The sequence below is a fragment of the Kitasatospora misakiensis genome (genome assembly GCF_042656005.1).
Classification (GTDB): Bacteria; Actinomycetota; Actinomycetes; order Streptomycetales; family Streptomycetaceae; genus Kitasatospora; species Kitasatospora misakiensis.
In genome coordinates, this window is record NZ_JBHSOF010000029.1 from 75,618 (window position 1) to 102,357 (window position 26,740).

Genomic DNA, 26,740 nt, shown 5'->3' on the forward strand with positions numbered 1-26,740 from the left:
GGGCCCCGGGACCGCCGGGCCGCCGTACCGGAACCGAGAGAGAGCAGTAGCCGATGAGCCCCACCGCCCCCGCCCCGTTCGTCCTCGATCCGCTGGCCCGCGACAACGCCGCCGAGGGCGCGCTGCTGCGTGCCGCCGGCCCGGTGGTGCCGGTGGAGCTGCCGGGCGGCGTCGCCGCCTGGGCGGTGACCAGGCACGCGGCCGCCCGTGAGCTGCTGACCGACGCCCGGCTGGTGAAGGACGCCCGGCACTGGGCGGCCTTCCAGCGCGGCGACGTGCCGAAGACCTGGCCGCTGATCGGCCTGGCGGTGCCCGGTCCGAGCATGGTGACCACCGACGGCGCCGAGCACCGGCGGCTGCGGGCCCTGGTGGCGCACGCGTTCACCCCGCGCCAGGTGGAGCTGATGCGCCCGCAGGTCGAGGTGATCACCCGGGAGCTGCTGGACACCCTGGAGACCCTGGCGGACCGTGAGCCGGTGGTGGACCTGAAGTCCGCCTTCGCCTTCCCGCTGCCGATGACGGTGATCTGCTCGCTGCTCGGCGTCCCGGAGTCGGAGCACGACCATCTGCGCGACCTCTACGAGCGGTTCTTCGGCGCCCGCCCGAACCCGGAGGGCATCCAGGCGACCATCGCCGGGCTGAACGCCTTCGTCAACGGCCTGGTGGCGCAGCGCCGTTCGGCCCCCGGTGACGACCTGGCGAGCGTGCTGCTGCTGGCCGACGCCGAGGGCGGCGCGCTGACCGACGCGGAGGCGGCGGCCACCCTGCGGGTGATCATCGCGGCGGGTCACGAGACCACGGTGAACCTCATCGGCAACGCGGTGCGGGCGCTGCTGTCCCACCCGGACCAGCTGGCGCTGGTGCGGGCCGGCAAGGTCGGCTGGGACGCGGTGGTGGAGGAGTCGCTCCGCTGGACGCCGCCGACCAGCAACTTCCTGTTCCGGTTCACCTCCGAGGACGTGGCGGTGGGCGACACGGTGATCCCGGCGGGGGAGCCGGTGCTGATCTCGTACAACGCGATCGGCCGGGACCCGGCGCAGTACGGGGTGACCGCCGAGGTGTTCGACGTGACCAGGGACCCGATCCGGCACGTGTCCTTCGGGTACGGTCCGCACGTCTGCCCGGGCTCGCCGCTGGCCCGTCTTGAGGCGGGGATCGCGCTGCCGGCGCTGTTCGAGCGCTTCCCGGACCTGGCGCTGGCGGTGCCGGACGAGGAACTGCGGCCGAGCGGGTCGCTGGTGGTGAACGCGCTGAAGGAGCTGCCGGTCCGGCTGTTCTGACGTCCGGCTGTGGCAGCGGCCCCGTCCGGTCCTCCGGGCGGGGCCGTCGTCGTGCGGCTCCGGGGCGGGGCCGGTCGTGCGGTTTCGGGCGGGCCGGGTCACAACTGGGGCACGCGAGGAGGAAGGGCGTACCTGGACCTTGGCGGCACGTGTCGACTGCGTTAACGTCGTCGGACCGACCGGCCGCCGCGTCCATGTCCAATGTCGAACTCCGGTACAGCGCAATGTCGTTCTGTCGAAAAGCCGAGCGTTCACGCCCTGGCGAGGAGGACCGCATTGACTTCCACCCCGACCGTGCCGTCCACGACTGCGCCACCCACGCCCGCCCGCCGTCCCCGGCGCCGCCCGTTCGCCGCGGTGGCCCTGCTGGCCGCCGTGGCCCTGACCGCGGCCTGCTCCAACAGCTCCGACAAATCGGGGGGTTCGGACGGCGGCGGCAACCAGACCCTGTCCGGTGACTGCGCCCGCTTCCAGCCGTACGCCGGCCACGGGGGCACCACGGTGACGGTCTTCGCCTCGATCCTCAGCCCCGAGTCGGACAACCTGGAGAAGTCCTGGGCCGACTTCAGCCGCTGCACCGGCATCCGGATCAGCTACGAGGGCAGCAACGACTTCGAGTCCCAACTGCCGGTGCGGGTGAGCGGCGGCAACGCCCCGGACTTCGCGATCGTCCCGCAGCCCGGCCTGCTGGCGCAGATGGTCAAGAGCGGCAAGGTGGTCAAGCCTCCGCAGCAGACCGTGGCGAACCAGGACAAGTGGAGCCCGGTCTGGAAGACCTACGGCTCGGTCAACGGCACCTTCTACGCGGCGCCGATGAGCGCCAACATGAAGTCCCTGGTCTGGTACTCGCCCAAGGCCTTCAAGCAGGCCGGCTACGAGGCGCCGAAGACCTGGGCCGACCTCATGGCGCTCAGCGACCGGATCGCCAAGGCGGGCGGCGCCAAGCCGTGGTGCGGCGGCATCGCCTCCGGCACGGCCACCGGCTGGCCGGCCACCGACTGGCTGGAGGAGGTGGTCCTCGGTTCGTACGGCGGCGAGGTGTACGACCAGTGGGTGAACCACCAGGTGAAGTTCTCCGACCCGAAGATCGCCGCGGCGATGAAGACGGTCGCCGAGTGGATGCAGAACCCGGCCTGGGTCAACGGCGGCTACGGTGACGTGAAGTCGATCGCCACCACGACCTTCCAGGACGCGGGCGCGCCGATCCTCACCGGCAAGTGCCTGATGCTCCAGCAGGCGTCGTTCTACAAGGCGCAGTGGCCGAAGGAGACCAAGATCGGGCCGGATGGCGACATCTTCGCCTTCCACCTGCCGGCGGTGAACCCGTCGGTGCCCAACCCGGTCGAGGGCGGCGGGGAGTTCCTCACCGCGTTCGCGAGCCGCCCGGAGGTGCAGGCGGTGCAGAACTACCTGTCCAGCGCCGACTGGGCGAGCAGCCGGGTCAAGACCGCGACCGGCTGGGTTTCGGCCAACCAGGGCGTGGACAAGAGCCTGTACACCGATCCGATCGACCGGATCTCCGCCGACGCGCTGACCGACCCGGCGGCGACCTTCCGGTTCGACGGTTCGGACCTCATGCCGGCCGCGGTCGGTGCCGGGCAGGAGTGGAAGTCGCTCACCGCCTGGTTCGCCGAGGGGCAGTCGATCCAGAAGACCGCCGCGGACATCGACGCCGCCTGGCCGCAGTAGCGGCGCGCGTCGCAGGACCACCTGTCGCAGGGCGGTGCGGGGCCACCCACCCGCACCGCCCACCCCTCCGCGCCTCGGCGTCCCGCCTTCGCCGCGCGCGCTTCCCCGGTACGCCGCTCCTCCCGGTACCCCGCTCCTCCCGGTTCCCCGTTCCGCCCTCCGTAGGGAAAGGACGTCACGCCATGTCCCTCGCCGCCGGTGCCTGGGGCGACGCGATGGTCAAGTTCGGCAACGGCCTCGGTGCGATCGCCGGCTTCCTCGGCATCCTGTTGCTGGTCTTCCTGGCCGCCGGCCGCGCCTCCGGCCGGCTCGCCCGCCCGCTGGCCGTCCTGGTCCTGCTCGGCCCGGCGCTGGTCCTGCTGCTGCTCGGCCTGGTCGCGCCGCTGGTCCGCACCGTCTATCTGAGCCTCTACAGCGACGACAGCAGCCGGTTCGTCGGCGGCGAGAACTTCGGCTGGGCGTTCACCAGCGACTCGGTGCGCGAGGTGCTGGTCAACACCCTGCTCTGGCTGGTGATCGCGCCGCTGGCGGCCACCGGGCTGGGTCTCGTGCTGGCCCTGCTGGTGGACCGGATGCGCGGCCAGGCCGTCTACAAGTCGCTGATCTTCATGCCGATGGCGATCTCGCTGGTCGGCGCCTCGATCATCTTCAAGTTCGTCTACGAGTCGCGCGACCCCTCGCAGCAGCAGATCGGCCTGCTCAGCCAGTTGGCGATCGCCGTGGGCTGGGACGATCCGCCGAACTGGATGCTCTCCCAGCCGCTCAACACCTTCCTGCTGATGGCCGTCATGGTGTGGGTGCAGACCGGCTTCGCCATGGTCGTGCTCTCCGCGGCCATCAAGGCGATCCCGGACGAGGTCACCGAGGCGGCCCGGCTGGACGGCGCCCAGGGGGTGCGGTTGTTCTGGTACGTCACCGTGCCGATGATCCGCACCACGGTGGTGGTGGTGCTGACCACGGTGATGATCACCACGCTGAAGGCCTTCGACATCGTCCGCACCATGACCGGCGGCAACTTCGGCACCCAGGTGCTGGCCAACGAGATGTACTCGCAGTCCTTCGTCCAGTTCAACACCGGGCGGGGCAGCGCGCTGGCGGTGATCCTCTTCCTCGCGGTGCTGCCGCTGGTGGCCTACAACATCATCCAGCTGCGCAAGGAGCGTGCGGTCCGATGAGCGTACGTCGGGACGGCGGCGCCGTCCGGAAGGCCTTCTCCTCCCCGCTGGCCTCGGTCTTCGTGATCGTGGTGACGGTGCTGTGGACCGTCCCCACCCTCGGGCTGCTGGTCACCTCGCTGCGTCCCAAACGGGACGTCACCGCCGACGGCTGGTGGAACGCCCTGCTCCATCCGGACCTCGGCCTGGACAACTACCACACGGTGCTGTTCGAGGGCGGTTCCGGCGTCTCCACCGGTCTGATGCCCTTCCTGGTGAACTCGCTGGCGATCAGCGTGCCGGCCACGCTCTTCCCGCTGGCGCTGGCGGCGATGGCGGCCTACGCGCTGGCCTGGGTGCGGTTCCGGGGCAGCGACACCCTGTTCTTCGTGGTCTTCGCGCTCCAGGTGGTGCCGCTGCAGATGGCGCTGATCCCGCTGCTCCAGCTGTTCTCGGGCGGCGCTCACCTGGGCTCCCTGACGCTGCTGCCGGCGCTGGACCTCAAGGGCACCTACGCGCCGGTCTGGCTGGCGCACACGATGTTCGCGCTGCCGCTGGCGATCTTCCTGCTGCACAACTTCATCGCCCAGCTGCCGCGCGACCTCATGGAGGCGGCGGTGGTGGACGGCGCCTCGCACTTCAAGATCTTCCGCTCGATCGTGCTGCCGCTCTGCACCCCCGCGCTGGCCTCGTTCGCGATCTTCCAGTTCCTCTGGGTCTGGAACGACCTGCTGGTGGCGCTCACCTTCGCCGGCGGGACGCCGGAGGTCGCGCCGATGACGGTCCGGCTGGCGCAGCTGTCCGGCTCCTTCGGCGGGCGGTGGGAACTGCTCACGGCGGGGGCGTTCCTGTCGATCGTGATCCCGCTGGCGGTGTTCTTCGCCCTCCAGCGCTACTTCGTGCGCGGTCTGCTGGCCGGCTCGGTCAAGGGGTAGGCCGCCTTGGTCTCCCGACCCCGGTCCGTGCGGCGGCTGCCCCGTTCGGCCCGGGGGAGGTCAGGGTTCCGGCCGTTCCAGGGCGAATGTGGCGATTTCGTGGACACCGTCGCCGCGTTACCGGTACACCGTTAGGGGCTGGTCGGCCGAGACGACACAGGGGGGCGGTCATGGCAGGCACGGGCACACGCCTGGGCGGGCGTACGGACAGACGCGGGCACGGGCGCGTGGACCGAGGCACGGGTCGGCGCTCCGGCGGGCACATGCGTCGCGGCTCCGGCGGGTGGTGGTGGCGGCGGGCCGGGGGTCTGCTGGCGGCCCTGACCACGGCGGCCGCGCTGGTCGCCGGCCCGGGCGCGCCCCCGGCGGCGGCCGTTACGGCGACCCTCGGCCCCACCGAGGCCGGCACCGCCGCCGACACCGCGGACTCCCACCACCTCAACGCCTCGCGCTACGTGACCGGTTCGGCCGGCGGCACGGTCAGCAGCGTCTCGGTGTACGTGGACAGCGTGGACGCCGCGCCCAACAACCGGTTCCAGACCGCGATCTACCGGGACAACGGCGGCAGCCCGGGCGCCCTGCTGGCGAACAGCGCCACCGCCACCCTCACCGGGCCCGGCTGGAACACCGTGCCGCTGACGGCCACCCTGACGGCCAACACGCCCTACTGGCTGGCCTACAACACCAACGGCTCCGGCCCCACGGTCAACAACCTGCGGTACAGCCCGGGCGGCACCAGCGTGTACGGCAACGGCGGCCAGCCGTTCGGCAGTTGGCCGGCCACCGCGGGCGCGGTCACCAGCAGCGGCCTGAGCTTCTCGATCCACGCCACCTACACCGCGGAGGCGGCCCCGCCGCCCCCGGCCCCCGGTGCCGGGCCGGGCTCGGAGGGCCCTGTCCTGCTGGTCACCAGCCAGGCCAATCCGTACACCCGGTACCTGGCGGAGATCCTCAAGGCGGAGGGCCTGAACGCCTACCGCCAGGTGGACATCTCGGCCGTGACCTCCGGGCTGCTCGCCTCCGCCGACGTGGTGCTGCTCGGCGAGATGCCGCTCACCGCCGCCCAGGCGGGCCTGTTCACCACCTGGACCAACGGCGGCGGCCGGCTGGTCGCGATGCGCCCGGACCGGCAGCTCGCGCCGCTGTTCGGGCTCACCCCGGCGGCCGGCACCCGGGCCGACGCCTACCTCAAGGTGAACACCGGCGCCGCGCCGGGCGCCGGGATCACCGGCGACACCATGGGCTACCACGGCCCCGCCGACCTCTACACGCTGAACGGCGCCACCGCCGTCGCCACCCTGTACAGCGACGCCGCGACCGCGACCGCCAACCCGGCGGTCAGCCTGCGCACGGCCGGCAGCGGCCGGGCCGCCGCCTTCAGCTACGACCTCGCCCGGTCGGTGGTGCAGACCCGCCAGGGCAACGCCGCCTGGGCCGGCCAGCAGCGCGACGGCGTCGACGGCTACGAGGCCGGCGAGATGTTCTTCGGGACGGGCGGCCAGCCCGACTGGAACGACCTGGACAAGGCGCTGATCCCGATCGCCGACGAGCAGCAGCGCCTGCTCGCCAACCTGCTCACCCAGCTCGCCTCCACCGCCAAGCCGCTGCCGCGGTTCTGGTACTTCCCGCGCGACGTCAAGGCCGTCGTGGTGATGACCGGCGACGACCACGGCGTGGGCGGTACGGCCGGCCGCTGGGACGGCTACCTCGCGCAGAGCCCGCCCGGCTGCTCGGTCGCCAACTGGGAGTGCGTCCGCGGCTCCTCGTACATCTACACGGACGACCCGCTCACCCCGGCCCAGGCCAAGGCCTACAGCGACCAGGGCTTCGAGATCGGCGTGCACGTCACCACCAACTGCCGCCCCTGGGGCAGCACCTCGGCGCTGCAGGGCTACTACCGCGACCAGTTGGCGGCGTGGCGGGCCAAGTACCCCGGCCTGCCGAACCCGTCGAGCAGCCGCACGCACTGCGTGGAGTGGGACGACTGGGCCACCCAGGCGAAGACCAAGCTGGCCAACGGGATCCGGCTGGACACCGACTACTACTTCTACCCGTCGAACTTCACCCAGGACCGGCCCGGCTACTTCAACGGCACCGGGCAGATCATGCGCTTCGCCGACACCGACGGCAGCGTGATCGACGAGTACCAGGCCACCACCCAGCTCACCGACGAGTCCGGCCAGTCCTACCCGGGCACCGTCACCACGCTGCTCGACGCCGCGTACGGGGCCAAGGGCTACTACGCGGCGCTGACCGCCAACATCCACACCGACTTCGCCGCCTCCGCCGCCTCGGACGCGGTCGTCGCCGCGGCCAAGGCGCGCGGCGTGCCGGTGGTGTCCGGCCGGCAGATGCTCACCTGGCTGGACGGGCGCAACGGCTCGGCCTTCTCCGGGCTGGCCTGGAACGGGCACGCGCTGACCTTCGACATCACCGGTGGGGCGAACGGACTGCGCGCCATGCTGCCGGTCGACGCGGCCGCCGGCACGCTGACCGGGATCACCTCCGGGGGCCGCCCGGTGCCGTACCGGGTCGAGACGGTCAAGGGCGTCGCCTACGCGTTCTTCGACGGCGCGGTCGGCTCGTACAGCGCGAGCTACGGCCAGGACACCACCGCGCCGACGGTGATCGGCACCAGCCCGGCCGGCGGCGCGACCGGGGTCGTGCCGGGCACGGCGGTGCGGTTCTCCTTCGGCGAGCCGCTGGACCAGGCGAGCGTGACCGGCGGGTCCGTCACCCTGCGGGCCACGGCCGGGGCCACGGCCGGGGGCACGGCCGGGGGCACGGCCGTCGCCGGGGCGGTGAGCTATGACGCGGCGGCGAACGGCGTGGTGTTCACACCGGGCGCCCCGCTGGCGCTGACCACCGGGTACACCGCGACCGTCCAGGGCGTCCGGGACCGCTCGGGGAACGCCCTGGCCGGCCCGTACACCTTCTCGTTCACCACCGGGGGAGCGGAGCCGCGGACGATCGGCAACACGGCGGTGGGCTCGCTGATCGACGACACCGACTCCAACCACCTGAACGGCAGCCGGGTGACCACCGGCGCCGACCCGGTGGCGCTCGCCGCGCTGAGCGTGCACGTCGGGCCGGTCGCCGCGGCGCCCGACAACCAGTACCAGCTGGCCGTCTACACCGACGAGGGCGGCTCGCCCGGCACCCTGGTCGCCGCCACGGGGTCGGGCACGCTGACCGCCAACGCGTGGAACTCGCTGCCGGTGGACCTCACGCTGAGCGCCCGTACGTCGTACTGGTTCGTCTACAACAGCAACGGCCCGAGCGCGACGGTGAACAACATGAACTACTCGACGGGCGCCGCCGGGCAGGGCGCCTACAGCAACACGGTGGTGCCGTTCGGGACGTGGCCGGCGAGCTTCGGGCCGGCGGTGAAGGACGCGTTCCAGTACTCGCTGTACGGGACGTACTGACGGCGCTGCGCCCGGTGCCTGCCCCGGTCCCGCACGGAAGGCGGTTGACCTCGGTTCAAGGGGGTGGCCGGGCCCCGGGTCCGGCTCTGTCACAGGGGTGTGACAGAGCCGGATCCGCTGTTTTTGAACTTGTTCAGAATGGTCTACAGTCGGCATCGGCCGTGGTGCCCGGTGCCGTCACCGGTGTGGTTCCGCGTGCTCGTCGGCGGACCGCCCGGAGGGTGGAGTCCGCGCGCCCACCCGACCATTGAGGGGGAACCCATGTCCGGATTCAGCACACCCGCCGCGGATGGAGTGCCGCCCCGGCCCGGTGTTGCCCCCGGTGCCGGTGCCGGTGCCGGTGTCGGTGTCGGTGGCTTCGGTGGTGCCGCTGGTCCTGGCGGTCCCGGCGGCCCCGGCGGCTTTGGTGGCCCCGGTGGCTTCGGTGGTGCCGCCGGTCCCGACCCGTACCGGGTCCCCGGTACCCCCGCGCCGCAGCCGTTCCAGTGGCTGCGGCCCAGCGATCCGGTGCGGAAGGCCCCGGCCACCGGCCGGACGGTGCTGGTGGCCCTGCTCGCCGGTCTGCTCAGCTCCTGGCTGCTGGTCGGCGGACTCGGCGTCAACCTGCTGCTCTGCGCCGCGGTCGTCACCACCGGCGCCGGGATCGCCGCCCGGGCCGCCGGCCGTCGGCCGCGCGTCTGGACCGTGCTGTGGAGCGCCCTCGCGCTCGCCCTGCTCGCCGTTCCGGCCCTGTACGAGGCGGGCTGGCCGGGGCTGCTGAGCATCGTCTGGGCCGTCGGCCTGGCCTCCCTGGCGCTGCACGGCGGCCGGCGTTGGAGCGGCGTGCTGCTCGCGCTGCCGGGCCTGCTCTGGCAGCTCGTGCCCGGCCTGGTCTGGGCCGGCGGGAGCCTGCGCGGCCGGCGCGGGGTGGGCCGCGGCCGGGTGGTGGCGGTGCTCAAGGGAATCGCGGTGGCGGCGGTGCTGCTGACCGTCTTCGGCGCGCTGTTCGCCAGCGCCGACGCGGCCATGGCCGACGTCCTGGGGAGCCTCGCCCCCAGCCTGGACCTCGGCGAGATCCCCGCCCGGGCGGCCCTGTTCGTGCTCGGCCTGGCGACCGCGCTGGGCTTCGCCCACATCGCCGCGGGCCCGCGCCGCTGGGACCGCACCCCGGTCCGGCCGGGGCGCGCCCGGGGCCGGCTGGAGTGGGCGCTGCCGCTGGCCGCGCTGAACCTGATGTTCGGCGCCTTCGTGGTGATCCAGGCGGTGGTGGTGCTCGGCGGCGCCGAGGCGATCCTGGAGCGCACCGGGATGAGCCGCTCCGAGTACGCCCGGCAGGGCTTCTGGCAGCTGCTCGTGGTCACCGTGCTGACCCTGGTGGTCGTCGCGGTCGCCAAGCGCTGGGCCCCGCGCGGCACGGAGGCCGACCGTCGGCTGGCGCGGCTGCTGCTCGGCGCGCTCTGCCTGCTCACCCTGGTGGTGGTGGCCGCGGCGCTCGGGCGGATGTGGTTCTACGTGGACGCCTCCGGCCTGACCACCCTCCGGCTCTGGGTGCTGGCGGTCGAGATCTGGTTGGGCGTCGTCTTCGTGCTGCTGATCGTGGCGGGCCTGACCCCGTCGGCCGGTTGGCTGCCGCGCGCGGCGGTGCTCAGCGCGGCGGCCGCCGCCGCGGTCTACGGACTGATGGGGCCGGACGCGATGGTCGCCGAGCAGAACGTGGCCCGCTTCGAGCGGACCGGCCAGATCGACCTGCGCAACGTCCGGGGCCTCTCGGCGGACGCCGTCCCGGCGCTGGACCGGCTGCCCGGCGACTACCGGACGTGCGCGCTGAGCGTGGTCGCGTACGGCCTCCGGGCGGACGGCCCCCTGCCCTGGTACGCCACCAGCCTGTCGGAGTCGCGGGCCCGCGCGATCCTCGCCGAGCGGCCGGTCCCCGGCCATCTCTCGGACGGGGAGAAGGCCTGCGACCGGGTGGGCATGCGCCGCGACTACGCCTTCGAGGGCTGAGCCCCCGGGGGGCCGGGGGCGGCCATGGGTGTGGGCCAGGAACGCGCGGGGCCGGTCGGGAGCGTGCTGCTCCCGACCGGCCCCACGCGTTTCCGGTATGTCTCCCCAGGCCGCAGTCGACCGGGTCAGTGCATGGCGACACCGGCGGCGTCCGACGGCAGGTCGGAGGCCTTCGCCTTGATGACGACGATGCCGATCACGAAGGCGATGCCCGCCATCACGGCACCCACGATGAAGCCGTGCGAGATGCCCTGCGCGAGCACCTCGTTGGCCGCGCCGGTGCCCTTGGGGAACTCCTGCTTCTCCGCCAGCCAGGCCTTCTGCTCCGGCGTGGCCGTGGCCATGAAGCCGGGCAGCTGGACCTTGGACTCGGCGATCGCGTAGTGCGCGAACACCGTGGTCAGGATCGACAGGCCGAGCGAACCGCCGATCTGCTGCATGGAGTTCAGCAGGCCGGAGGCGGCGCCGGTCTCCTCGCCGGAGACGCCCGCGACGGAGAGCAGCATCACCGGCACGAAGACCAGGCCCATGCCGAAACCGAAGACCACCGTGGGGCCGAGGACACCGTCCACGTAGCCGCTGTCCGCGTTCATGAAGGTCAGCCAGCTGAGCCCGATGGTGACGAGCAGCGCGCCGCCCGCCATGAACGGCTTCGGGCCGTACTTGATCTGCAGGCTGGAGGCCAGCTGGGCGGCCACGATGATCGACGCACTGATCGGCAGGAAGGCGAAGCCGGCCTTGAGCGGGCTGTAGTCCAGCGGGCCCTGCACGAAGAGCGTGATGTAGAAGAAGATGCCGAACATGGCGGCGGCCAGGCAGAGCATCATCACCAGACCGCCGGTGCGGTTCCGGTTCGCGAACAGCTTCAGCGGGGTGATCGGCTGCGCGGTGCGGGTCTCGATGACCACGAACGCGGCGATCAGGATGACGCCGACGGCGAAGGAGCCGAGCGTCACCGCGTCGGTCCAGCCGTCGGAGGCGGCGCGGATGAAGCCGTAGACCAGGCCGACCAGGCCGAGCGTCGAGGTGAGTGCGCCCGGCAGGTCGAACTTGCCCGGGTGGCGCTCCGACTCGGCGATGTAGCGCGGCGCGGCGAAGGCGATCAGGACGGCGATCGGCACGTTGACGAAGAAGACCCAGCGCCAGTCGAGGTACTCGGTGAGCACGCCGCCGGCCAGCAGGCCGATCGCGGCGCCCGAACCGGCCACCGCGGAGAACACGCCGAAGGCCCGGTTGCGTTCGGGCCCTTCCTCGAAGTTGGTCGCGATCAGGGCGAAGGCCGTCGGCGAGCAGATCGCGCCGCCGATGCCCTGGAGCGCGCGGGCGGCCAGCAGCATGCCGCCGTCCTGCGCGAAGCCGCCGAGCAGCGAGGCCAGCCCGAACAGCAGCGTGCCGGCGATGAAGACCCGGCGCCGGCCGAGGATGTCGCCCGCGCGCCCGCCGAGCAGCAGCAGGCCGCCGAAGGTCAGCGTGTAGGCGTTGATCACCCACGAGAGGTTGGTGGTGGAGAAGTCCAGCGCGTCCCTGATCTGCGGCAGGGCGATGTTCACGATGGTGGCGTCGAGCACCACCATCAGCTGCGTGGCCGCGATGACGGCGAGGGTGATGCCCTTGTTCGGGCTGCGCCCGCCCTGTGTCGGAGAGTTCTTGCTGAGTGTGTCGGAGATAGCCAAGTTGATGCCCCCTGCTGGCTACTGCTTCGTATGCTGCGGACCCCTGGGTCCGGCGTGGCCCGACGGCGTCCCGCGGGCTATGAAGGAACGGTATCGTTCACTACTGTGGACGATATCGTCGACGAGATAGTGAACGCAAGCGTTCCTTAGGATTGGTGACGATGGATCAGTTGGTGCGGCGCCAGGCGGCGGACCGCTCCGCCGACCGGAAGACCCCCCGGCCGGAGGCGGAACGGGCGCCCGAGACCGCGCGGGGCTCCTGCCCCGTCCAGACCGTGGCCGAGGCCCTGGCCCGACCGGCGCGGCGGCGCGGGCGGGAGCTGGAGGCGGCGATCTTCGAAGCGACGCTCGATCAGCTCACCTCCGGCGGGTTCGCGCGGCTGACGATGGAAGGGGTCGCCGGCGCCGCGCGGACCGGGAAGGCCGCGCTGTACCGGCGGTGGACGTCCAAGGTGGAACTGGTCATCGACGCCCTGGACTCCACTCTGCCACGCCCTACGGACACCCCGGACTTCGGGTCCGCCCGTGAGGAACTCCACTACCTCGTCGAGAGTTTCGCCTCCGTCACCCGCTCCCGGGCGGGCGGCGCCCTGAGCGCGGTGATGGCCGAGCTGGACCACGAACAGGCGGAGCTGTTCAAGGACTTCATCGCGCAGCGGATGATCGAGCCGACCAAGGGCGTGATCCTGGACATCCTCCGCCGGGGCGCCGAGCGCGGCGACGTCCGGCCGGACGCGGCCACCCCGCTGGTCGCCGACGTCGTCCCGGCGATGCTGCTGTACCGGGTGAAGGTCGGCGGGGGGCAGGTCGGTCCCGACTTCGTGGACCAACTGGTCGACGAGGTCCTGATCCCGTTGATCCGGACGTGAGCGGGACTGGAGGGCGCGACGGTCCGGACCGGGGGTGCGGAGGGGTGGCTTAGGCTGGAGTTCGACCAGCTGAACGGATCTCCAACATGCCCATCGTCCCGCCGACGCACTCCGTCGAGCGCTCGCTCCGCCGGGCCGGCGCCAAGATCGTGGTCGGCCTCGACGAGGTCGGACGCGGCGCCTGGGCCGGGCCGGTCACCGTCGGTGCGGCCGTCACCGGCCTGCGCCGGCCCCCGGAGGGGCTGACCGACTCCAAGCTGCTCACCGAACTCCGCCGCGAGGCGCTCGCGCCCGTGCTCGCCGACTGGGTCACCGCGTACGCGCTCGGTCACGCCTCCGCCGCGGAGTGCGACGAGCTCGGGATGACGGCCGCGCTGCGACTGGCCGCCGTCCGCGCGCTGGAGGCGCTGCCGGTGGAGCCGGACGCGGTGATCCTCGACGGCAAGCACGACTACCTGGGCGGGCCTTGGCGGGTGCGCACGGTGATCAAGGGCGACCAGTCGTGCATCTGCGTGTCCGCCGCCTCCGTGCTCGCCAAGGTCCACCGCGACGGCATGATGGCCGAACTCGGCGAGGCGCACCCCGAGTACGGCTTCGCCGACAACGCCGGCTACCCCTCCCCGGTCCACCGGGCCGCGCTGGAGGAGCTCGGGCCGACCGAACACCACCGCCTCTCCTGGGCCTATCTGGACGGGCTGCCCAAGTGGCGCCACCTGAAGCGGATTCGGGTGGTGCCCGGCCCCGGCGGGACGGCCGCCGCGGAGTCGGCCGGGGAGCAGCTCGCGCTCGGTTTCTGACGATACGTCGGGAAGCTTCGCCCGCGGACCGTGCGGGTCGTGGTGTCCGATGGGTGGGGCGCTGGTGCGCGTCCGACCGGCATTTGATAGATATCCGGGTATGCCTGTCTTCCCCGAGGAGCCGGAGATCAGCGAGAGCCTCCCGGGCCCCGGCGTTCCCAGCCCCCGCGAGTCGGACGCACAAGCCCGCCGCGCGCCAGCCACCGGCGGCGCGACCACTGCCGTACCGTCGGCCGCCGGCAGCGCGCCGGTCCAGGTGCCGGGCCCCCGCCCCGCGCCGCGCCCGGCGCAGCCGCGTTCGACGACCGCCCGTGCGGACCGCCCGGGGCCGTCGCCGCGGCCGAACCCGACCCCCAAGCCCGGTCCGCCGCGACCCGCGCCCCGCCCGGCGTCGGTCGAGGTGCGGCACGTCCCCGCCGTCGAGGCGGAGGCGCTGGACCGTGCCGACGAGACCGTCGACCAACTGCTGGACGCCGGCCGCGAGCCCGGCGCCGTCCTGGTGCTGACCGTCGGCGCGGCGCACCCGTGGCAGCAGCACGAACTCTCCTTCGGCGAGGAGCGCTACTGGGCGCAGCTCGCCGAGGGCGGCGACGTCTTCTACGCCGACGCCGAGCTGACCCGTCCGGTCCGCCGGCCGGTGGTCGTGCTGGTCGTCAACGGCGGCCCGGCCGACCGCGCCGCGGCGGCGTACGCCAAGGCGCTGCGGCACGCGGAGACGCTGCTGGTGGTCTGCGGCGGCACCGACCCGTCCGCCACCGGCACGCCGCTCGCCGCCGCAGGCGCACCGGCCCCGCGCAGGCTGCCCGCCTGAGACCCGTGGACGCCGCCCGCGACCCGCGGGCTCCTCGGGTCCGCGTGGGCCCGTGATCCGTCGACCGCCCGGCCCGGTACTCCCAAGGGGTGCCGGGCCTCGTCGTGCCCGCGTTCATGTCGGTGTCGGCGCCGGTGTCAGGGCCGCCGGTGGGGTGCGCGGTCGGTCAACGGCGGGTCGACCGGTCGCGGGGCGTGCGGGACCGTCGTCGGACCTGCGTCGGCCCTGCGTCGAGCCGTCACGGACCGCGGACGGGTGGCCGTCGGGTCAGCGGGTGCCGGTGCGCCGGACCGGTTCGATCGCCGTGACGCGGGCGGGCGTCCACGGGCGCTCGCCCTGGTGCGACCGCTGCGGGCGCTCGGGCGCCTGCCGCAGGGAGCGCTGGCCGCGCGCACTCTCCAGCGCCGTGCGCGGAGGCAGCTCCGTCACGGTGTGGACCGGCCCCTCCGCCCACGAACCCGCGTGCGGATTGCGGCCGCTCCGTCCGTCCCCGAGGATCTGCCAGCCGGTCGGGGTTAGGGCGACGTACGCCCCGCAGCGCAGCCCGTGCAGCGTCGCGGCGTCCCGCAGGGCCCACATCCACGCGCCGTCCTGCTCCGTCCAGCCGGCCGCACCCTCGCGGCAGCGCACCAGCACGGCGGTCCGGGTCGGGTTGGGCAGGCGCAGGTCGTGCGGGGTGACCTGGCGCAGGTGGGCGAGGATCGCGTTCCGGTGCTGCCAGCCGTCCGTGTCGTGCGGCCAGGGCGTGAAGGAGGCCGAGGCGGTCACCCGATGTTCGGGGTCCAGGACGGCGACCACGACCGTGCCCGGCTGCGGCAGGTGCCGCTGGTGCAGCTCCAGCACGAACTCGCGAGGATCGCGGAGCAGCGGGATCCCCGAGGCCGTCCAGGCCTCCAGATCGAGCACCCGTCTGGGCGACGAACTCCGGGCGAGGGGATACTGACCTCGGTCGATGCCGTTGATCACGATCCTCCTTCCCGACCCACGGGCGCGCGGGTGCATGCGTACGCCGAAGGCACGGTCCATGGGACTGGGCTCCGGGTACTGTCCAATTCTCAGGGCAGAAGGGGCGAAGCGGCAATGATGAAATGATGAACGCCGCCCGAAAGCCAACGTTCTGCCGGATATATTCCACGGTCGCGCGAAACCGGCTCGTACGCCCCCGGCCCATGATCCGGCCGCACCGCAGGGCGCTCCGAAGCATCTCGGACACCTCCGTTCCTCCCTTCCCGCGACGATCTCCCGTTGGTCCGTCCGGCGGATCCCGCCGGTCCCGGAGCCGCTGCGGGCCCCGATGACGCCGTTTCTCGTCACCGTCGGCCCCGCGCCCTCGGCCGGTCCGCTCCTTCGTCAGCCTCGCTTCCTCGTCAGCCCTGCACCGCCAGTACGAGCGGCAGCACCGCGCTCGCCCCGGCCCGGCGCAGCAGCCGGGCGGCCACGGTGACCGTCCAGCCGGAGTCGACCAGGTCGTCCACCAGCAGCACCGGTCCGCCGGCGGCGGCCAGCGCCGACTCCAGCTCCGGCGACAGGGTGAGCGCGCCCGCCAGCGCGTTCAGCCGCTGGGCGCTGTTGCTGCGCGACCCGTGCGGCGGCTGCCCGGTCGCGTACTCGATCCGGCCGAGCAGCGGCAGGCGCCCGACCTCGGCGATCCGGGCGCCGAGGCTGCCGACCAGCTGGGGCCTGGTCGAGGAGGCCATGGTGACCACGCCGACCGGCCGGTCCAGCCGGGTGCCGTCGGCCGCCGCCGGGCCGGCCCAGCCGCCCGGCCCGCGTGCCCAGTCGGCCAGCACGGTGACCAGCGCGTCCACCGCCTCGCCGGGGACCGGTCCGTCCGGGGCCTGGTCGGCGAGCAGGGACCGCAGGCGGTTGCCCCAGCCGATGTCGGAGAGGCGGCCGAGCGCCCGGCCCGTCTCGGCCTGCTCGCCCGCCGGGATGCGGCCCTTCAGCGGGACGCCCAGGGCGTCCATGCCGGTGGGCCAGAGCCGGCGCGGTTCGAAGCCGACGCCGGGCCGGCCGAGGGCGGCCCGGGCCGCCTCCAGGGCCTCCGCCGAGACCTCCGGTCCGTGCAGCGGCCCGGCGCAGTTGTCGCACCGGCCGCAGGGCACCGCCTGCTCGTCGTCCAGCTGGCGGCGCAGGAACTCCATCCGGCAGCCGGTGGCCGCCGCGTACTCGCGCATCGCCCGCTGCTCGGCCTCCCGGGAGGCCGCGACCTTGGCGTAGCGGGCGGCGTCGTACTCCCAGCTCTGGCCGGTGGCCGTCCAGCCGCCCTTGACCCGGCGGACGGCGCCGTCCACGTCGAGCACCTTGAGCATGGTCTCCAGCCGGGCGCGGCGGAGGTCCACCCGGGGCTCCAGCGCGGCGGTGGAGAGCGGCCGGCCGGCCTCGGCGAGCGCGTCGATGGTCCGGCGCACCTGCTCCTCGGGCGGGAAGGCGAGCGAGGCGAAGTAGCGCCAGATCGCCTCGTCCTCGCGGCCGGGCAGCAGCAGCACCTCCGCCCGGTCGACCCCGCGCCCGGCCCGGCCGACCTGCTGGTAGTAGGCGATCGGGGAGCTGGGGGAGCCGAGGTGGACCACGAAGCCGAGGTCGGGCTTGTCGAAGCCCATGCCGAGGGCGGAGGTGGCGACCAGCGCCTTGACCCGGTTGGCCAGCAGGTCGGCCTCGGCGGTGCGGCGCTCGGCGTCCTCGGTGCGGCCGGAGTAGGAGGCCACCGGGAAGCCGCGCTCGCGCAGGAAGGCCGTCACCTCGTCGGCGGCGGCGACCGTGAGGGTGTAGACGATGCCGGAGCCGGGCAGCCGGTCGAGGTGGTCGGCGAGCCAGGCCAGCCGGTGCGCCGGGTCGGGCAGGGTGAGCACGCCGAGGGTGAGGCTCTCGCGGTCGAGCGGGCCGCGCAGCACCAGCGCGTGCTCGTCGCCGGCGCCCGTGCCGAGCTGCTCGGCGACGTCGGCGGTGACCCGGGCGTTGGCCGTGGCGGTGGTGGCCAGCACCGGGACGCCGGGGGTGAGGTCGGCGAGCATGGTGCGCAGCCGGCGGTAGTCGGGGCGGAAGTCGTGGCCCCAGTCGGAGATGCAGTGGGCCTCGTCGACCACCAGCAGGCCGGTGGAGGCGGCGAGCTTGGGGAGCACGTGGTCGCGGAAGTCCGGGTTGTTCAGCCGCTCGGGGCTGACCAGCAGGACGTCCACGGCCCCGGCCGCGACCTCGGCCTGGACGGCGTCCCACTCGTCGGTGTTGGCGGAGTTGATGGTGCGGGCGTGGATGCCGGCCCGGGCAGCCGAGTCCACCTGGTTGCGCATCAGGGCGAGCAGCGGCGAGACGATCACCGTCGGACCGGCGCCGCGGGCCCGCAGCAGGGCGGTGGCGATGAAGTAGACGGCGGACTTGCCCCAGCCGGTGCGCTGCACCACCAGGGCCCGGCGGTGGTCGACGACCAGGGCCTCGATGGCCGTCCACTGGTCCTCGCGGAGGGTCGCGCCGGGTCCGGCCAGCTCGCGCAGGACGGCCTCGGCCCGCGCCCGGACCTCGGCGCGGTCGGCGGTGGTGGCGGTGGTGTGGGTGTTCGGCTGCTCCATGGCGTCCATGTAACCCCGAGCGACCGACAAGGGGCGAACGGCGGTGGGTGAGGAGAGGGCGAAGCCCGGAGGTATTTCATCCGTTCTTCTGCTGAACGGGCGTCACATTTCCCTCGGGAGAGTGACTCGACGCTACGCCGAACGAGGGAGGAGTTATTCACAGGCCGGGTTTATCCACAGATTCGGAGGAAGTTTTCCGGGGCTCCGAAAAATTGGTACAGCCTTCGGGCCATGACGAACGAACGCATCGCGCTTCCCTTCGGCGAGGGCCCCGGGGGCCGTCCGATCACCATGCGGGGCCCGGCCGACATGGCCGAGGCGCTGCCCTACCTGCTCGGCTTCTTCCCCGACGACAGCATCGTCGCCGTCGGGCTCCAGCCGCCCGACCTGCACCAGGGCGGGGTGATCCGGCTGGACATCCCCGAGTCGGCCGAGGAGTGGCCGGCCGCCGCAGAGGAGACGGCCGCGCTGCTCGTCCGGCTCTCCGAGCGGCAGGAGCGGCGCCCGGTCCAGGTCCTGCTCTACCTCTGTCAGGACCCGGCCGCGGAGGCGCTCGGCCGGGAGCCCGGTCCGCCGGTGGCGGAGGGGTTGCGGCCGCTCGCGGAGCGTCTGCGAAAGGCCTTCGAGAGCCGCGGCGTGCGGGTCAAGGAGTCGCTCTGCGTCTCGGCGGGCCGCTGGTGGTCCTTCCTCTGCACCCGGGAGGGCTGCTGCGATCCGGCCGGGCACCCGATCAACCGCGTGCCCGGGCCCGGCCCGGTGGCGGTCGCGGCGACCGTCGCCGGTCTGGCGCCGCGCGGCAGCCGCAAGGAGATCCTGGCCGGGCTGGCCCCGGTCGGCCCGCCCGGGGCGGAGTCCGCGCGAGCCGCACTCGCCCGGGCCGCGGCCGCCCCCGGGACCGGCCCCGACCCGGGGCGGCGGCTGTCGCTCGACCGGGGGGAGAGCACCCGCCTGCTCGACGCGGCCGTGGCCGAGTTCATGGCCGGGGCCACCTCGCTCGATGACGACCGGGCGGCCCGGCTGCTGCTGGCGCTCCAGGACCGGGTCCTCCGGGACCGCGCCGCCGAGTACGCCCGACCGGACGAGCTCGCGCCCACCCGGCGGCTCTGGACCTTCCTGGCCACCCGCTGCGTCGCGCCCTACGAGAGCTGCGCCGCGCCGCCCCTCACCCTGCTGGCCTGGGTCGCGTGGGTCGCGGGGGACACCGCCACGGCGCGGGTGGTGCTCGGCCACACGCTCCGCCGCAACCCCTCCTACCTGCTCGCGCAGCTGCTCTACGAGTCGATGAACGGCGGCTTCGCGCCGGAGACGCTGCTGGCGAGCGTGGAGGCGGAGCGCAGCAGCCGCACCGAGCGCGAGCGGGCGGAGGCCGAGGGGACGGCCGAGGGGACGGCCGAGGAGCAGGGCGAGGGACCGGCTCCCGACCCCGGGCTGCCCCCGGACCTCGACCCGGCGCCCGGGCCCGACCCCGCCCCGGACCCGGCCGGTGGAGGGCCGGCGGAGCCCGGGTCCGGCGATGCCGGGGCGGGCGGGCCGGCCCCGGCGAAGGCCCGCCGAGGACGACGGCGGCGCGGTCGCCCGGCGGACAGTCCGCCGCTCTCGGAGGCCGCGCCGGAGCCCGCGTCCGAGACCGCGGAGCGGCCCGATCCCCCGGAGGGACCCCCGGCCGAGCGGGACGGTGGCGGGCGGAGCAATGGCGAACGCGGTGCCGCCGGGCAGGCCGGCGGTGAAGCGGCCCCAGCGGCGCCGCGACGGTGCGCGCTGTCCGCCTCCCGGGGCGGCACCGGTCCGGCGGAGGGCGCCGGGCGCGTCGCGGGGTGTCGCCTCCCGGAGCGACGGGGCGGCCTCTGCCGGACGCGGGCCTGCCGTCCGGCGCCCCGGACGGCGGTCTCCCCGCCCGGCGTCCGCCAGGGCCGGTGCCGGGGTGTGCGTGGGGCGGAGCGGGGGCGGCACCGTGCCCGCTGACCTCCGTGCCGGCCCGGCCGGGTCCGCCGGGCGCGTCCGGCACCGCCCCGCAGTCGGCCCTCCGGGCCGTTACCCCGACCGCCCGCCGGGGCGGCCGGGGCGGTACCGGCCCGGGTGGTGCCGCCCGGCGGGCCGGGGCGCGGGCGCGCTACGCCTCGCCGCGCGCCATCGCGATCAGGCGGTCGAGCACCTTGCCGCCGCTGACCCGCAGGCCGTCGTGCTCCCACTCGTTGGTGATCCAGGTCCGCAGCCCCCGCACGGCCCGCGCGGTCTCCAGCGAATCGGCGGTGTCGACGTACATGTCGTCGTGGTAGATCGCCGCGAAGACCGGCACCTCGTTGGCGGCGAGTTTCGCCGGGTCGTACAGGTCCGGCCAGTCGGCGCGGGCGGCGAGCAGCTCCGCGGTCTCCTTCAGCGGGCGCAGCGCCGGGTCGGTGTCGAACAGCCAGGGGTAGATCATCTCCCCGGTGAGAAGCACGGGCGCGCCCGAGTCCAGCGCGGCGCGGGCGTCGAACTCCGGGAACTCCGCGCGCACGCGCTCGGCGGACCAGGCGGTGCCGGCGGGGTCCACCGAGCGCTGGCCGTAGATCGACTCGTGCAGGACGGCGTAGAGCGGACCGGACGCGAAGGAGAGCTGCGCCTGGGCTCCGGCGAGGAAGGTGTCGGAGAGCTCGGGGCCGGCCACGCCCTCTACCCAGGCCTCCTCCAGCAGGTAGTGGAGGGTTCCGGAGCCGCTGCCGCCGCCGAGCAGCATCCCGAGGCCCTGGAACGCCTCGACGGTGAGCAGCCCGCCGTCGGGCAGGGGGGCGGGGCTCTCCACGAGGTGGGCGGCGATCCGGCGCACCGCCTCGACGTCCTGCGGGAACCGCGCGTAGTGGCCCTCGTTCTTGCGGACGACCCGCGGGTAGGCGGCCCGGTAGACGTCGTCGGCGGAGCTGCGCAGGCCGGCCAGGCCGCCGGTGATGACGGCCCGGTCCAGTCCCTCGGGAGCGATCGAGAGGTAGGTGAGGGTGCAGAAACCGCCGAAGCTCTGGCCGAGCACGCTCCAGCGGTGGTCCTCGCCGAGCAGCCGGCGGCGGATCAGTTCGGCGTCCCGCACGATCGAGTCGGCCCGGAAGTGCGCCAGGTGGTCCGCCTGCTCCTTGGCGCCGCCCCGCCGGGCCAGCGTCTGCCGGGTGGCGGGTGTGGACCGCCCGGTGCCGCGCTGGTCGAGCAGGAGCACCCGGTAGTCGTCGAGCGCGCGCTCCAGCCAGCCGTCCCGGCCGAGCGGCCGGCCGGCCTTGCCACCGGGGCCGCCCTGCAGGAACAGCAGCCACGGCAGGTCGGTGTCCTCGGCGCGGCCCGAGGCCACCACCTCGCGGGCGTACACCTCGATCTGCTCGCCCTCCGGGGCAGCGTGGTCGAGCGGTACCTGGAAGACGTGGTCGGTGAAGGCAATCCCGGGCAGCCGGCTGGCGGTCGACATACAACTCCTCGGTCTCTGCTGGTCACAGCGGTCGCGCCGGTCCGGGCCGGGGTTGCCGGTGGTGGGGCCGCGACCCCCGCACCGTATCCTGGCCGCGGCCCGGGGCCGCCCCGGCGGCAGCCACCCGCGACCGCCCCTGGCGGCCCGTGCGGCCGGCCCGGAACCACGGATCGACAGCGTCGTCGACAGCCCCGGCGGCAGCGGGCGGCCGCGACGCACCGGGTGGGAAACCTCGGCGGGCGTGACCTGTGGCCGGTCTCCGGCGTTCACCCCGGGGGCGCTGCGCCCGCGCGTCACCGCCCCGGGACGGGACGGGACGGACCGGGGCCCGACCCCGGCACCGATGACGGCGCCGTCGGACGGGGCGCGGAACGGGCCACCGTCCGACGGTCGCCCGCCCGCGGGGGACGGGCGCGGGCCCGCCGCGACGGGACGGTGCGGTCGGACCCCCGGGACCCGAACGGGCACCGGAGGGCACGGCGACGCCCGGGTGCGACGACGTCGGGGGACGAACGGCGCGGGGCGGGTACCGACTCGGTACCCGGCACCGCTTGGCACGGCCCGGCACCGGGTACGGCCAGACACGGCACAGACCGGCGGGGTTTCCGCCGGTCCGGAACCAGCACGCGATCGAACATGCTCGCGGCCCATCGGCCTGACCGGCCACCGGACCGCCGAGGGGAGGAGAGTCCGGTGACCGCGATGAGGCCACCACAGGCCGCACCGGCCGAGAGTGTGGTCGGCGCACCGAGACCGGCCGGCCGGTCGGAACAGGGCCATCCGGTCGGCCCCGGCGGTCCGGCCCGGTCCGCGCCGCCGCGCCCGCAGCCGGCCGCGGGCCACCACGCGGTGCTCTGCGTGAACGCGCCGGCGATGGCCGCCTCGGGCCACGACGGCCAGCTGCGCGGCCACGGCCTGCACGGTTTCTACCGCTCCGGCGTCCGGGTGGTGGCCCGGATGGAGGTGCGACTCGGCGGGATCGAGCCGGTCCCGCTCCAGGGCACCCTGACCACGGCGGCCCGGGCCCGCTTCGTGGGCGCCGTGCGACTCCCCGGGGACCTCGACCCGGATCCGGCGCTCATCGTCGAACGGGTGCGCCACGCCGACGGCGTCGAGACCGTCACGGTCCGCAACGCCGGCAGCCGCCCGGCCCGGCTGCCACTGGAGATCGCGCTCGCCACCGACCTCGGCCCGGTCGGCGAGATCGCCGCCGGTCACCGGCCCCCGGACCTGCCGGGTCAGGTGCAGTCCGCCGGGCTGCGCTGGGCGGGGCCGACGCACAGCGCCACGGTCAGCGCCCAGCCCTCGCCGCACGCCGTCCTGGCCGGGGCCGGTGTGCTCCGCTGGGACCTGGAGGTCCAGCCGGGCACGCGCTGGTCGGTCGAGCTCCGGGCCGAGTTGGAGAGCACGGTGCCGGCCCCGCGCCCGCCGGGCGGCCGCGGCACCGGTGTCCCGCTGCCCTGGGCCGAGCCCGAGGTGCGCTGCGACGATCCGCGCGTCGCGCTGGTGGTGTCCCGCTCGCTGGACGCCCTCGGCGGCCTGCTGTTCGCCGACCCCGACCGGCCCACCGACCTCTACCTCGCGTCCGGCGCACCCTGGCGGTTCGGCCTCGCCCCGGCCGACGCGCTCTGGGCGGCCCGGCTGACCCTGCCGCTCGGCACCCGGCTCACCGCCGGCACGCTGCGCGCCCTGGCCCGCCGTCAGCAGTCCGCCACCGGGCCCGGCCCGGGCGGCCGCCGCACCGAGGGGCTGCTGCCCGGAGCGCTGCGGCACGGCGGCCCCGAGCTGCCACCCATCTGCACCGCCACCGAGGCGACCCTGCTGTTCGTCACCGTGCTGGCCGAGGCCTGGCGGTGGGGCCTGCCCCGGGCGGAGGTCGTCGAGCTCCTCCCGGCCGCCGAGCGCGCGCTCGGCGCGCTGCGCGACGGCCTGGTGGACGGCTTCGTCACCGATCTGAGCCGTCCGGTCGAGGAGCGGGCGGCCCATCCGGTGCCGGCCAGGGCCGAGGTCCAGGCCCAGGCGCACCGGGCGGCCCTGCACGGCGCCGACCTCCTGGCGGCCTTCGGCCGGCCCGGGGCCGAGGAGTGGCGGAGCTGGGCGGCGGACCTGCGCGGCCGGTTCCGGGAGCGGTTCTGGGTGGACGACCTGTCCGGCGGGCGCCCGGCCGCCGGACTCGCGCCGGGCGGGCAGCCGTTGCCCGCCGTGGCCGCCTCGCTGGTCCACCTCCTCGACCCCGGTCTCTCCGCCGACGGCGGCCGGCACGAGACCCTGCTGGACCGTGAGCAGACCAGGCTGCTCGCCCAGCGGCTGACCGCGCCCGAACTGGACAGCGGCTGGGGGCTGCGCACACTCAGCGCCAAGTCCCCCCGGTTCAACCCGCTGGGCCACCGCAGCGGCGCGGTGCGCGTCCACGAGACCGCGCTCGCGATCGCCGGGCTCGCCGACGCCGGGCACGAGAACGAGGCCGGGGCCCTGCTGGAGGGGCTGCTCGCGGCGGCGGCCCACTTCGAGGGGCGGCTGCCCGAGATGTACGCGGGGGAGCAGTGGACCCCCGGCTGCCCGCCGGTCCCGCACCCGGGGGCCTGTCGGCCGGCGGCGGTCTCGGCCGCCGGGGCCGCGCACGCGGTGTTCGCGCTCGCCGGGGTCCGGCCGGACGTCCCCGGCGGGCGGGTGCTGGTCCGCCCCGCCAGCACCGCGCCGCTCGGGGAGCTGGAGCTGACCGGTCTGCGGGTCGCCGGCGAGCCCTTCTCGGTGCGGGTCAGCCGGATCGGTGTGGCGATGGTCGAGGAGGCGTCCGCCGAGCTCCAGTTGGTGGCCCGCTGACGCCGCCTCCGCTGCCCGCGCGCGGTCCGGACCGCACCGGTCCGCGCGCGGCGGCCGGCCGGTCGGGACCGCGTCGGCACGGTCCGTACGCGGGCCTGTGCTTATCGTCAGAGAGACGACTATGATCGTCGCCATGTCGCGTTATGACCCGTCGGCCTTCCCCCCGTTCGCAGTCACGGTCGACCTGGTCGTGCTGACGGTGCGCGAGCACGAGCTCTGTGCCCTGCTGGTCCGCCGGGGCGAGCCGCCCTACCAGGGCTACTGGGCGCTCCCGGGCGGCTTCGTCCGCCCCGACGAGGGGCTCGCCGAGGCGGCCTCGCGGGAGCTGGCCGAGGAGACCGGCCTGCGGGCCCACTCCGCCCCCGGCCATGACGCGGCCGGGCCCGGCGCCGCCGGCGCCCACCTGGAGCAGCTCGCCACCTACGGCCACCCCCAGCGCGACCCCCGGATGCGGGTGGTCAGCGTCGCGTACCTGGTGCTCGCGCCCGACCTGCCGACCCCGCGCGCCGGCGGCGACGCCAGCGGCGCCCGCTGGGCCCCGGTCACCGAACTCCTCGGCCCGAGCCAGATCGACGGCGTCCCGCTCGCCTTCGACCACGGGCTGATCCTCGCGGAGGGAGTGGAGCGCGCCCGGTCCAAGATCGAGTACTCCTCGCTGGCGACGGCGTTCTGCGCGACCGAGTTCACCGTCGGCGAGCTGCGCCGCGTCTACGAGGCGGTCTGGGGCGTGGTGCTCGATCCGCGGAACTTCCACCGCAAGGTGACCGGCACCCCGGGCTTCCTGCTGCCCTCCGGCGGCACGACGACCCGTCAGGGCGGCCGTCCCGCCCAGCTGTTCACCTCCGGCGGCGCCAACGTGCTCAACCCGCCGATGCTGCGCCCGGAGTCCTGAGCCGCGGAGTCCTGAGTCGGGGAGTCCTGAGCCGCCGGTTCGCCCTCTCCTCCGGCGGCCCGGTTCGGCCCGCGCGTCTCGGTCGCAGGATCGGATTGTCCCCTGATCGGGTGAGGTGTGCGGGCGGTGGGCCCGTGGCGCTCCCGTAATGCCCGGAATCTCCGGTGCGGACACCTAATGTGCTGGCGCGGAACCGTGCGGGCGCGACCCGTCGCCCCGCGGACCAGGTCGGCCGAGGGTATGGGAGCAGCCAGCGATGATCCAGATCACCGGACTGACCAAGGTCCATCGCGGGGGAGGTCCACCGGCGGTGCTGGATCTGACCTTCGAGGCCCGCCCGGGCGCGGTGACGGCCCTGCTCGGCCCCGAGGGGGCGGGCAAGTCGACCGCGCTGCGGCTGATGCTGGAACTGGAGCGCGGCCGGGGCGTCACCCTCTTCGACGGCCGCACCTATCGCCGGCTGCGCCGACCGGAGCGCGAGGTCGGCGTGGTGCTGTCCGGACCGGGCGACACCCCCGGGGCGCCGGACCTCGCCGGACACCCCGGCCGGAAGGCGCGGGGGCACCTCAGGATGCTCGCCGCCGTTGTCGGGGCACCCACCCGGCGGGCCGAGGAGCTCCTGGAGCAGACCCGGCTGGCGGCCGTCGCCGACCAGCGCCTGCGGACCTTCTCGCCCGGCATGCACCGGCGGCTCGCCCTCGCGGCCGCACTGCTCGGGGACCCCGGCACACTGCTCCTGGACGCGCCGACCGAGGACCTCTCGCCGCGCAACGTGGAGTGGTTCCACGCCTTCCTGCGCTCCTTCGCCGCCGGCGGCGGCACGGTCCTGGTCACCACCCGCACCCCGCAGGAGGCCGCGCGGGTCGCCGACCGGGTGGTCACGCTGGACCAGGGCCGGATGGCGGCGGACCAGTCGGTGACGGACTTCCGGCGCACCCGGCTCAGCCCGGAGGTCGCGGTGCGGGGGCCCCAGATGGCCCGGCTCGCCGATCTGCTGGCCGGCCAGGGCGCGCAGGTCCGCCGGGACGGCGGAGCCGAGCTCGCGGTGTCCGGCATCGGCCGGACCGAGATCGGTGAACTCGCCTACCGCCACGGCATCCTGCTGCACGAACTCGCCGACCGGGTGGTCGAGCAGCCCGCCCCCCGGGCGGCCCTGCCGGTCGACTCCGCCCGGGCCAGGGCGCCGAGGATGCCGGTACCGGGCGGCGCGGCGGCAGGGGCGGCAGCTGAACCGGTCCGGCAGACCGACGAGGCCGATCCGACGATGGTGACGCCGGTGGTCGCTGGGCGGGACCGGGAGTCCGCGCCCACCCTCGCCCTGCCGGTCGCGCCGCCCCCGGCCACGGCCACCGCGCCGTCGGCCGCGCCGGCCCTGGCCGAGCCGGCGCCCCGGCGGAGCGCCCGGTCCGTCGC

General features: G+C 74.7%; 17 protein-coding genes. 13 read left to right on the forward strand and 4 right to left on the reverse strand.

From position 1 onward, the window contains the following. The first annotated feature begins 53 nt into the window (after window positions 1–53). The 6 genes from ACFP3U_RS21775 (at window position 54) to ACFP3U_RS21800 (ending at window position 10,469) form a co-directional block, all read left to right on the forward strand. Complete coding sequence (locus ACFP3U_RS21775; protein ID WP_380227260.1) at window positions 54–1,280, forward strand: cytochrome P450 family protein; 1,227 nt, start codon at window positions 54–56, stop codon at window positions 1,278–1,280. 276 nt (window positions 1,281–1,556) lie between these two features. Then, a complete protein-coding gene (locus tag ACFP3U_RS21780; protein ID WP_380227261.1) occupies window positions 1,557–2,969 on the forward strand; it encodes an ABC transporter substrate-binding protein in 1,413 nt (470 codons plus the stop codon). Between the two features lie 182 nt (window positions 2,970–3,151). Next, window positions 3,152–4,144: a carbohydrate ABC transporter permease gene (locus tag ACFP3U_RS21785; RefSeq protein WP_380227263.1), complete on the forward strand. Its 993-nt coding sequence runs from the start codon at window positions 3,152–3,154 to the stop codon at window positions 4,142–4,144. Next, window positions 4,141–5,058: a carbohydrate ABC transporter permease gene (locus tag ACFP3U_RS21790; protein WP_045940511.1), complete on the forward strand. Its 918-nt coding sequence runs from the start codon at window positions 4,141–4,143 to the stop codon at window positions 5,056–5,058. Before ACFP3U_RS21785 ends, ACFP3U_RS21790 begins: the two co-directional genes overlap by 4 nt. Before the next feature lie 263 nt (window positions 5,059–5,321). After that, window positions 5,322–8,486 (forward strand): Ig-like domain-containing protein, encoded by a 3,165-nt coding sequence (locus ACFP3U_RS21795; protein ID WP_380227265.1) that lies wholly within the window; start codon window positions 5,322–5,324, stop codon window positions 8,484–8,486. A 507-nt stretch (window positions 8,487–8,993) separates the two neighbouring features. Further along, window positions 8,994–10,469 carry a DUF4153 domain-containing protein gene (locus ACFP3U_RS21800; protein ID WP_380227266.1) on the forward strand — a complete coding sequence of 492 codons (1,476 nt, stop codon included), beginning with the start codon at window positions 8,994–8,996 and terminating at the stop codon, window positions 10,467–10,469. 125 nt (window positions 10,470–10,594) lie between these two features. Here the strand turns inward: ACFP3U_RS21800 and ACFP3U_RS21805 are convergent, their stop codons facing one another. Beyond that, window positions 10,595–12,136, reverse strand: coding sequence for an MFS transporter (locus tag ACFP3U_RS21805; RefSeq protein ID WP_380227280.1), 1,542 nt, complete (start codon window positions 12,134–12,136; stop codon window positions 10,595–10,597). Window positions 12,137–12,303: 167 nt separating this feature from the next. Between ACFP3U_RS21805 and ACFP3U_RS21810 the strand changes: the two genes are divergently transcribed. The 3 genes from ACFP3U_RS21810 to ACFP3U_RS21820 all read left to right on the forward strand — a co-directional run bounded on the left by ACFP3U_RS21810 (window position 12,304) and on the right by ACFP3U_RS21820 (window position 14,619). Beyond that, window positions 12,304–13,011, forward strand: a complete 708-nt coding sequence (locus ACFP3U_RS21810; RefSeq protein WP_380227267.1) for a TetR/AcrR family transcriptional regulator — start codon at window positions 12,304–12,306, stop codon at window positions 13,009–13,011. An 86-nt stretch (window positions 13,012–13,097) separates the two neighbouring features. After that, the gene (locus ACFP3U_RS21815) at window positions 13,098–13,808 is read left to right on the forward strand and encodes a ribonuclease HII (RefSeq protein ID WP_380227268.1); all 711 of its coding nucleotides are present in this window, start codon (window positions 13,098–13,100) and stop codon (window positions 13,806–13,808) included. A 100-nt stretch (window positions 13,809–13,908) separates the two neighbouring features. Further along, on the forward strand, window positions 13,909–14,619 hold the full coding sequence (locus ACFP3U_RS21820) for a hypothetical protein (protein WP_380227269.1): 711 nt from the start codon (window positions 13,909–13,911) through the stop codon (window positions 14,617–14,619). 267 nt (window positions 14,620–14,886) lie between these two features. Here ACFP3U_RS21820 and ACFP3U_RS21825 read toward each other — a convergent pair whose 3' ends face one another. Both ACFP3U_RS21825 and ACFP3U_RS21830 read right to left on the reverse strand, forming a co-directional pair. Beyond that, window positions 14,887–15,585: a hypothetical protein gene (locus ACFP3U_RS21825; RefSeq protein WP_380227270.1), complete on the reverse strand. Its 699-nt coding sequence runs from the start codon at window positions 15,583–15,585 to the stop codon at window positions 14,887–14,889. 401 nt (window positions 15,586–15,986) lie between these two features. Then, entirely contained in the window at window positions 15,987–18,185 is a 2,199-nt protein-coding gene (locus ACFP3U_RS21830) for a RecQ family ATP-dependent DNA helicase (RefSeq protein ID WP_380227271.1), read from the reverse strand. Window positions 18,186–18,416: 231 nt separating this feature from the next. Here ACFP3U_RS21830 and ACFP3U_RS21835 point away from each other — a divergent pair, with 231 nt between their 5' ends. Continuing rightward, window positions 18,417–20,147, forward strand: a complete 1,731-nt coding sequence (locus ACFP3U_RS21835; protein WP_380227272.1) for a DUF4192 family protein — start codon at window positions 18,417–18,419, stop codon at window positions 20,145–20,147. Between the two features lie 148 nt (window positions 20,148–20,295). Here the strand turns inward: ACFP3U_RS21835 and ACFP3U_RS21840 are convergent, their stop codons facing one another. Beyond that, the gene (locus ACFP3U_RS21840; protein ID WP_380227273.1) at window positions 20,296–21,612 is read right to left on the reverse strand and encodes an alpha/beta fold hydrolase; all 1,317 of its coding nucleotides are present in this window, start codon (window positions 21,610–21,612) and stop codon (window positions 20,296–20,298) included. Between the two features lie 702 nt (window positions 21,613–22,314). Between ACFP3U_RS21840 and ACFP3U_RS21845 the strand changes: the two genes are divergently transcribed. From ACFP3U_RS21845 to ACFP3U_RS21855, 3 genes are all read left to right on the forward strand, one after another. After that, entirely contained in the window at window positions 22,315–24,435 is a 2,121-nt protein-coding gene (locus ACFP3U_RS21845; protein WP_380227281.1) for a glycogen debranching N-terminal domain-containing protein, read from the forward strand. A gap of 133 nt (window positions 24,436–24,568) precedes the next feature. After that, a complete protein-coding gene (locus ACFP3U_RS21850; protein WP_380227274.1) occupies window positions 24,569–25,327 on the forward strand; it encodes an NUDIX hydrolase in 759 nt (252 codons plus the stop codon). A gap of 256 nt (window positions 25,328–25,583) precedes the next feature. Then, the coding region (locus tag ACFP3U_RS21855; protein ID WP_380227275.1) for an ATP-binding cassette domain-containing protein at window positions 25,584–26,740 on the forward strand (1,157 nt) is incomplete at its 3' end.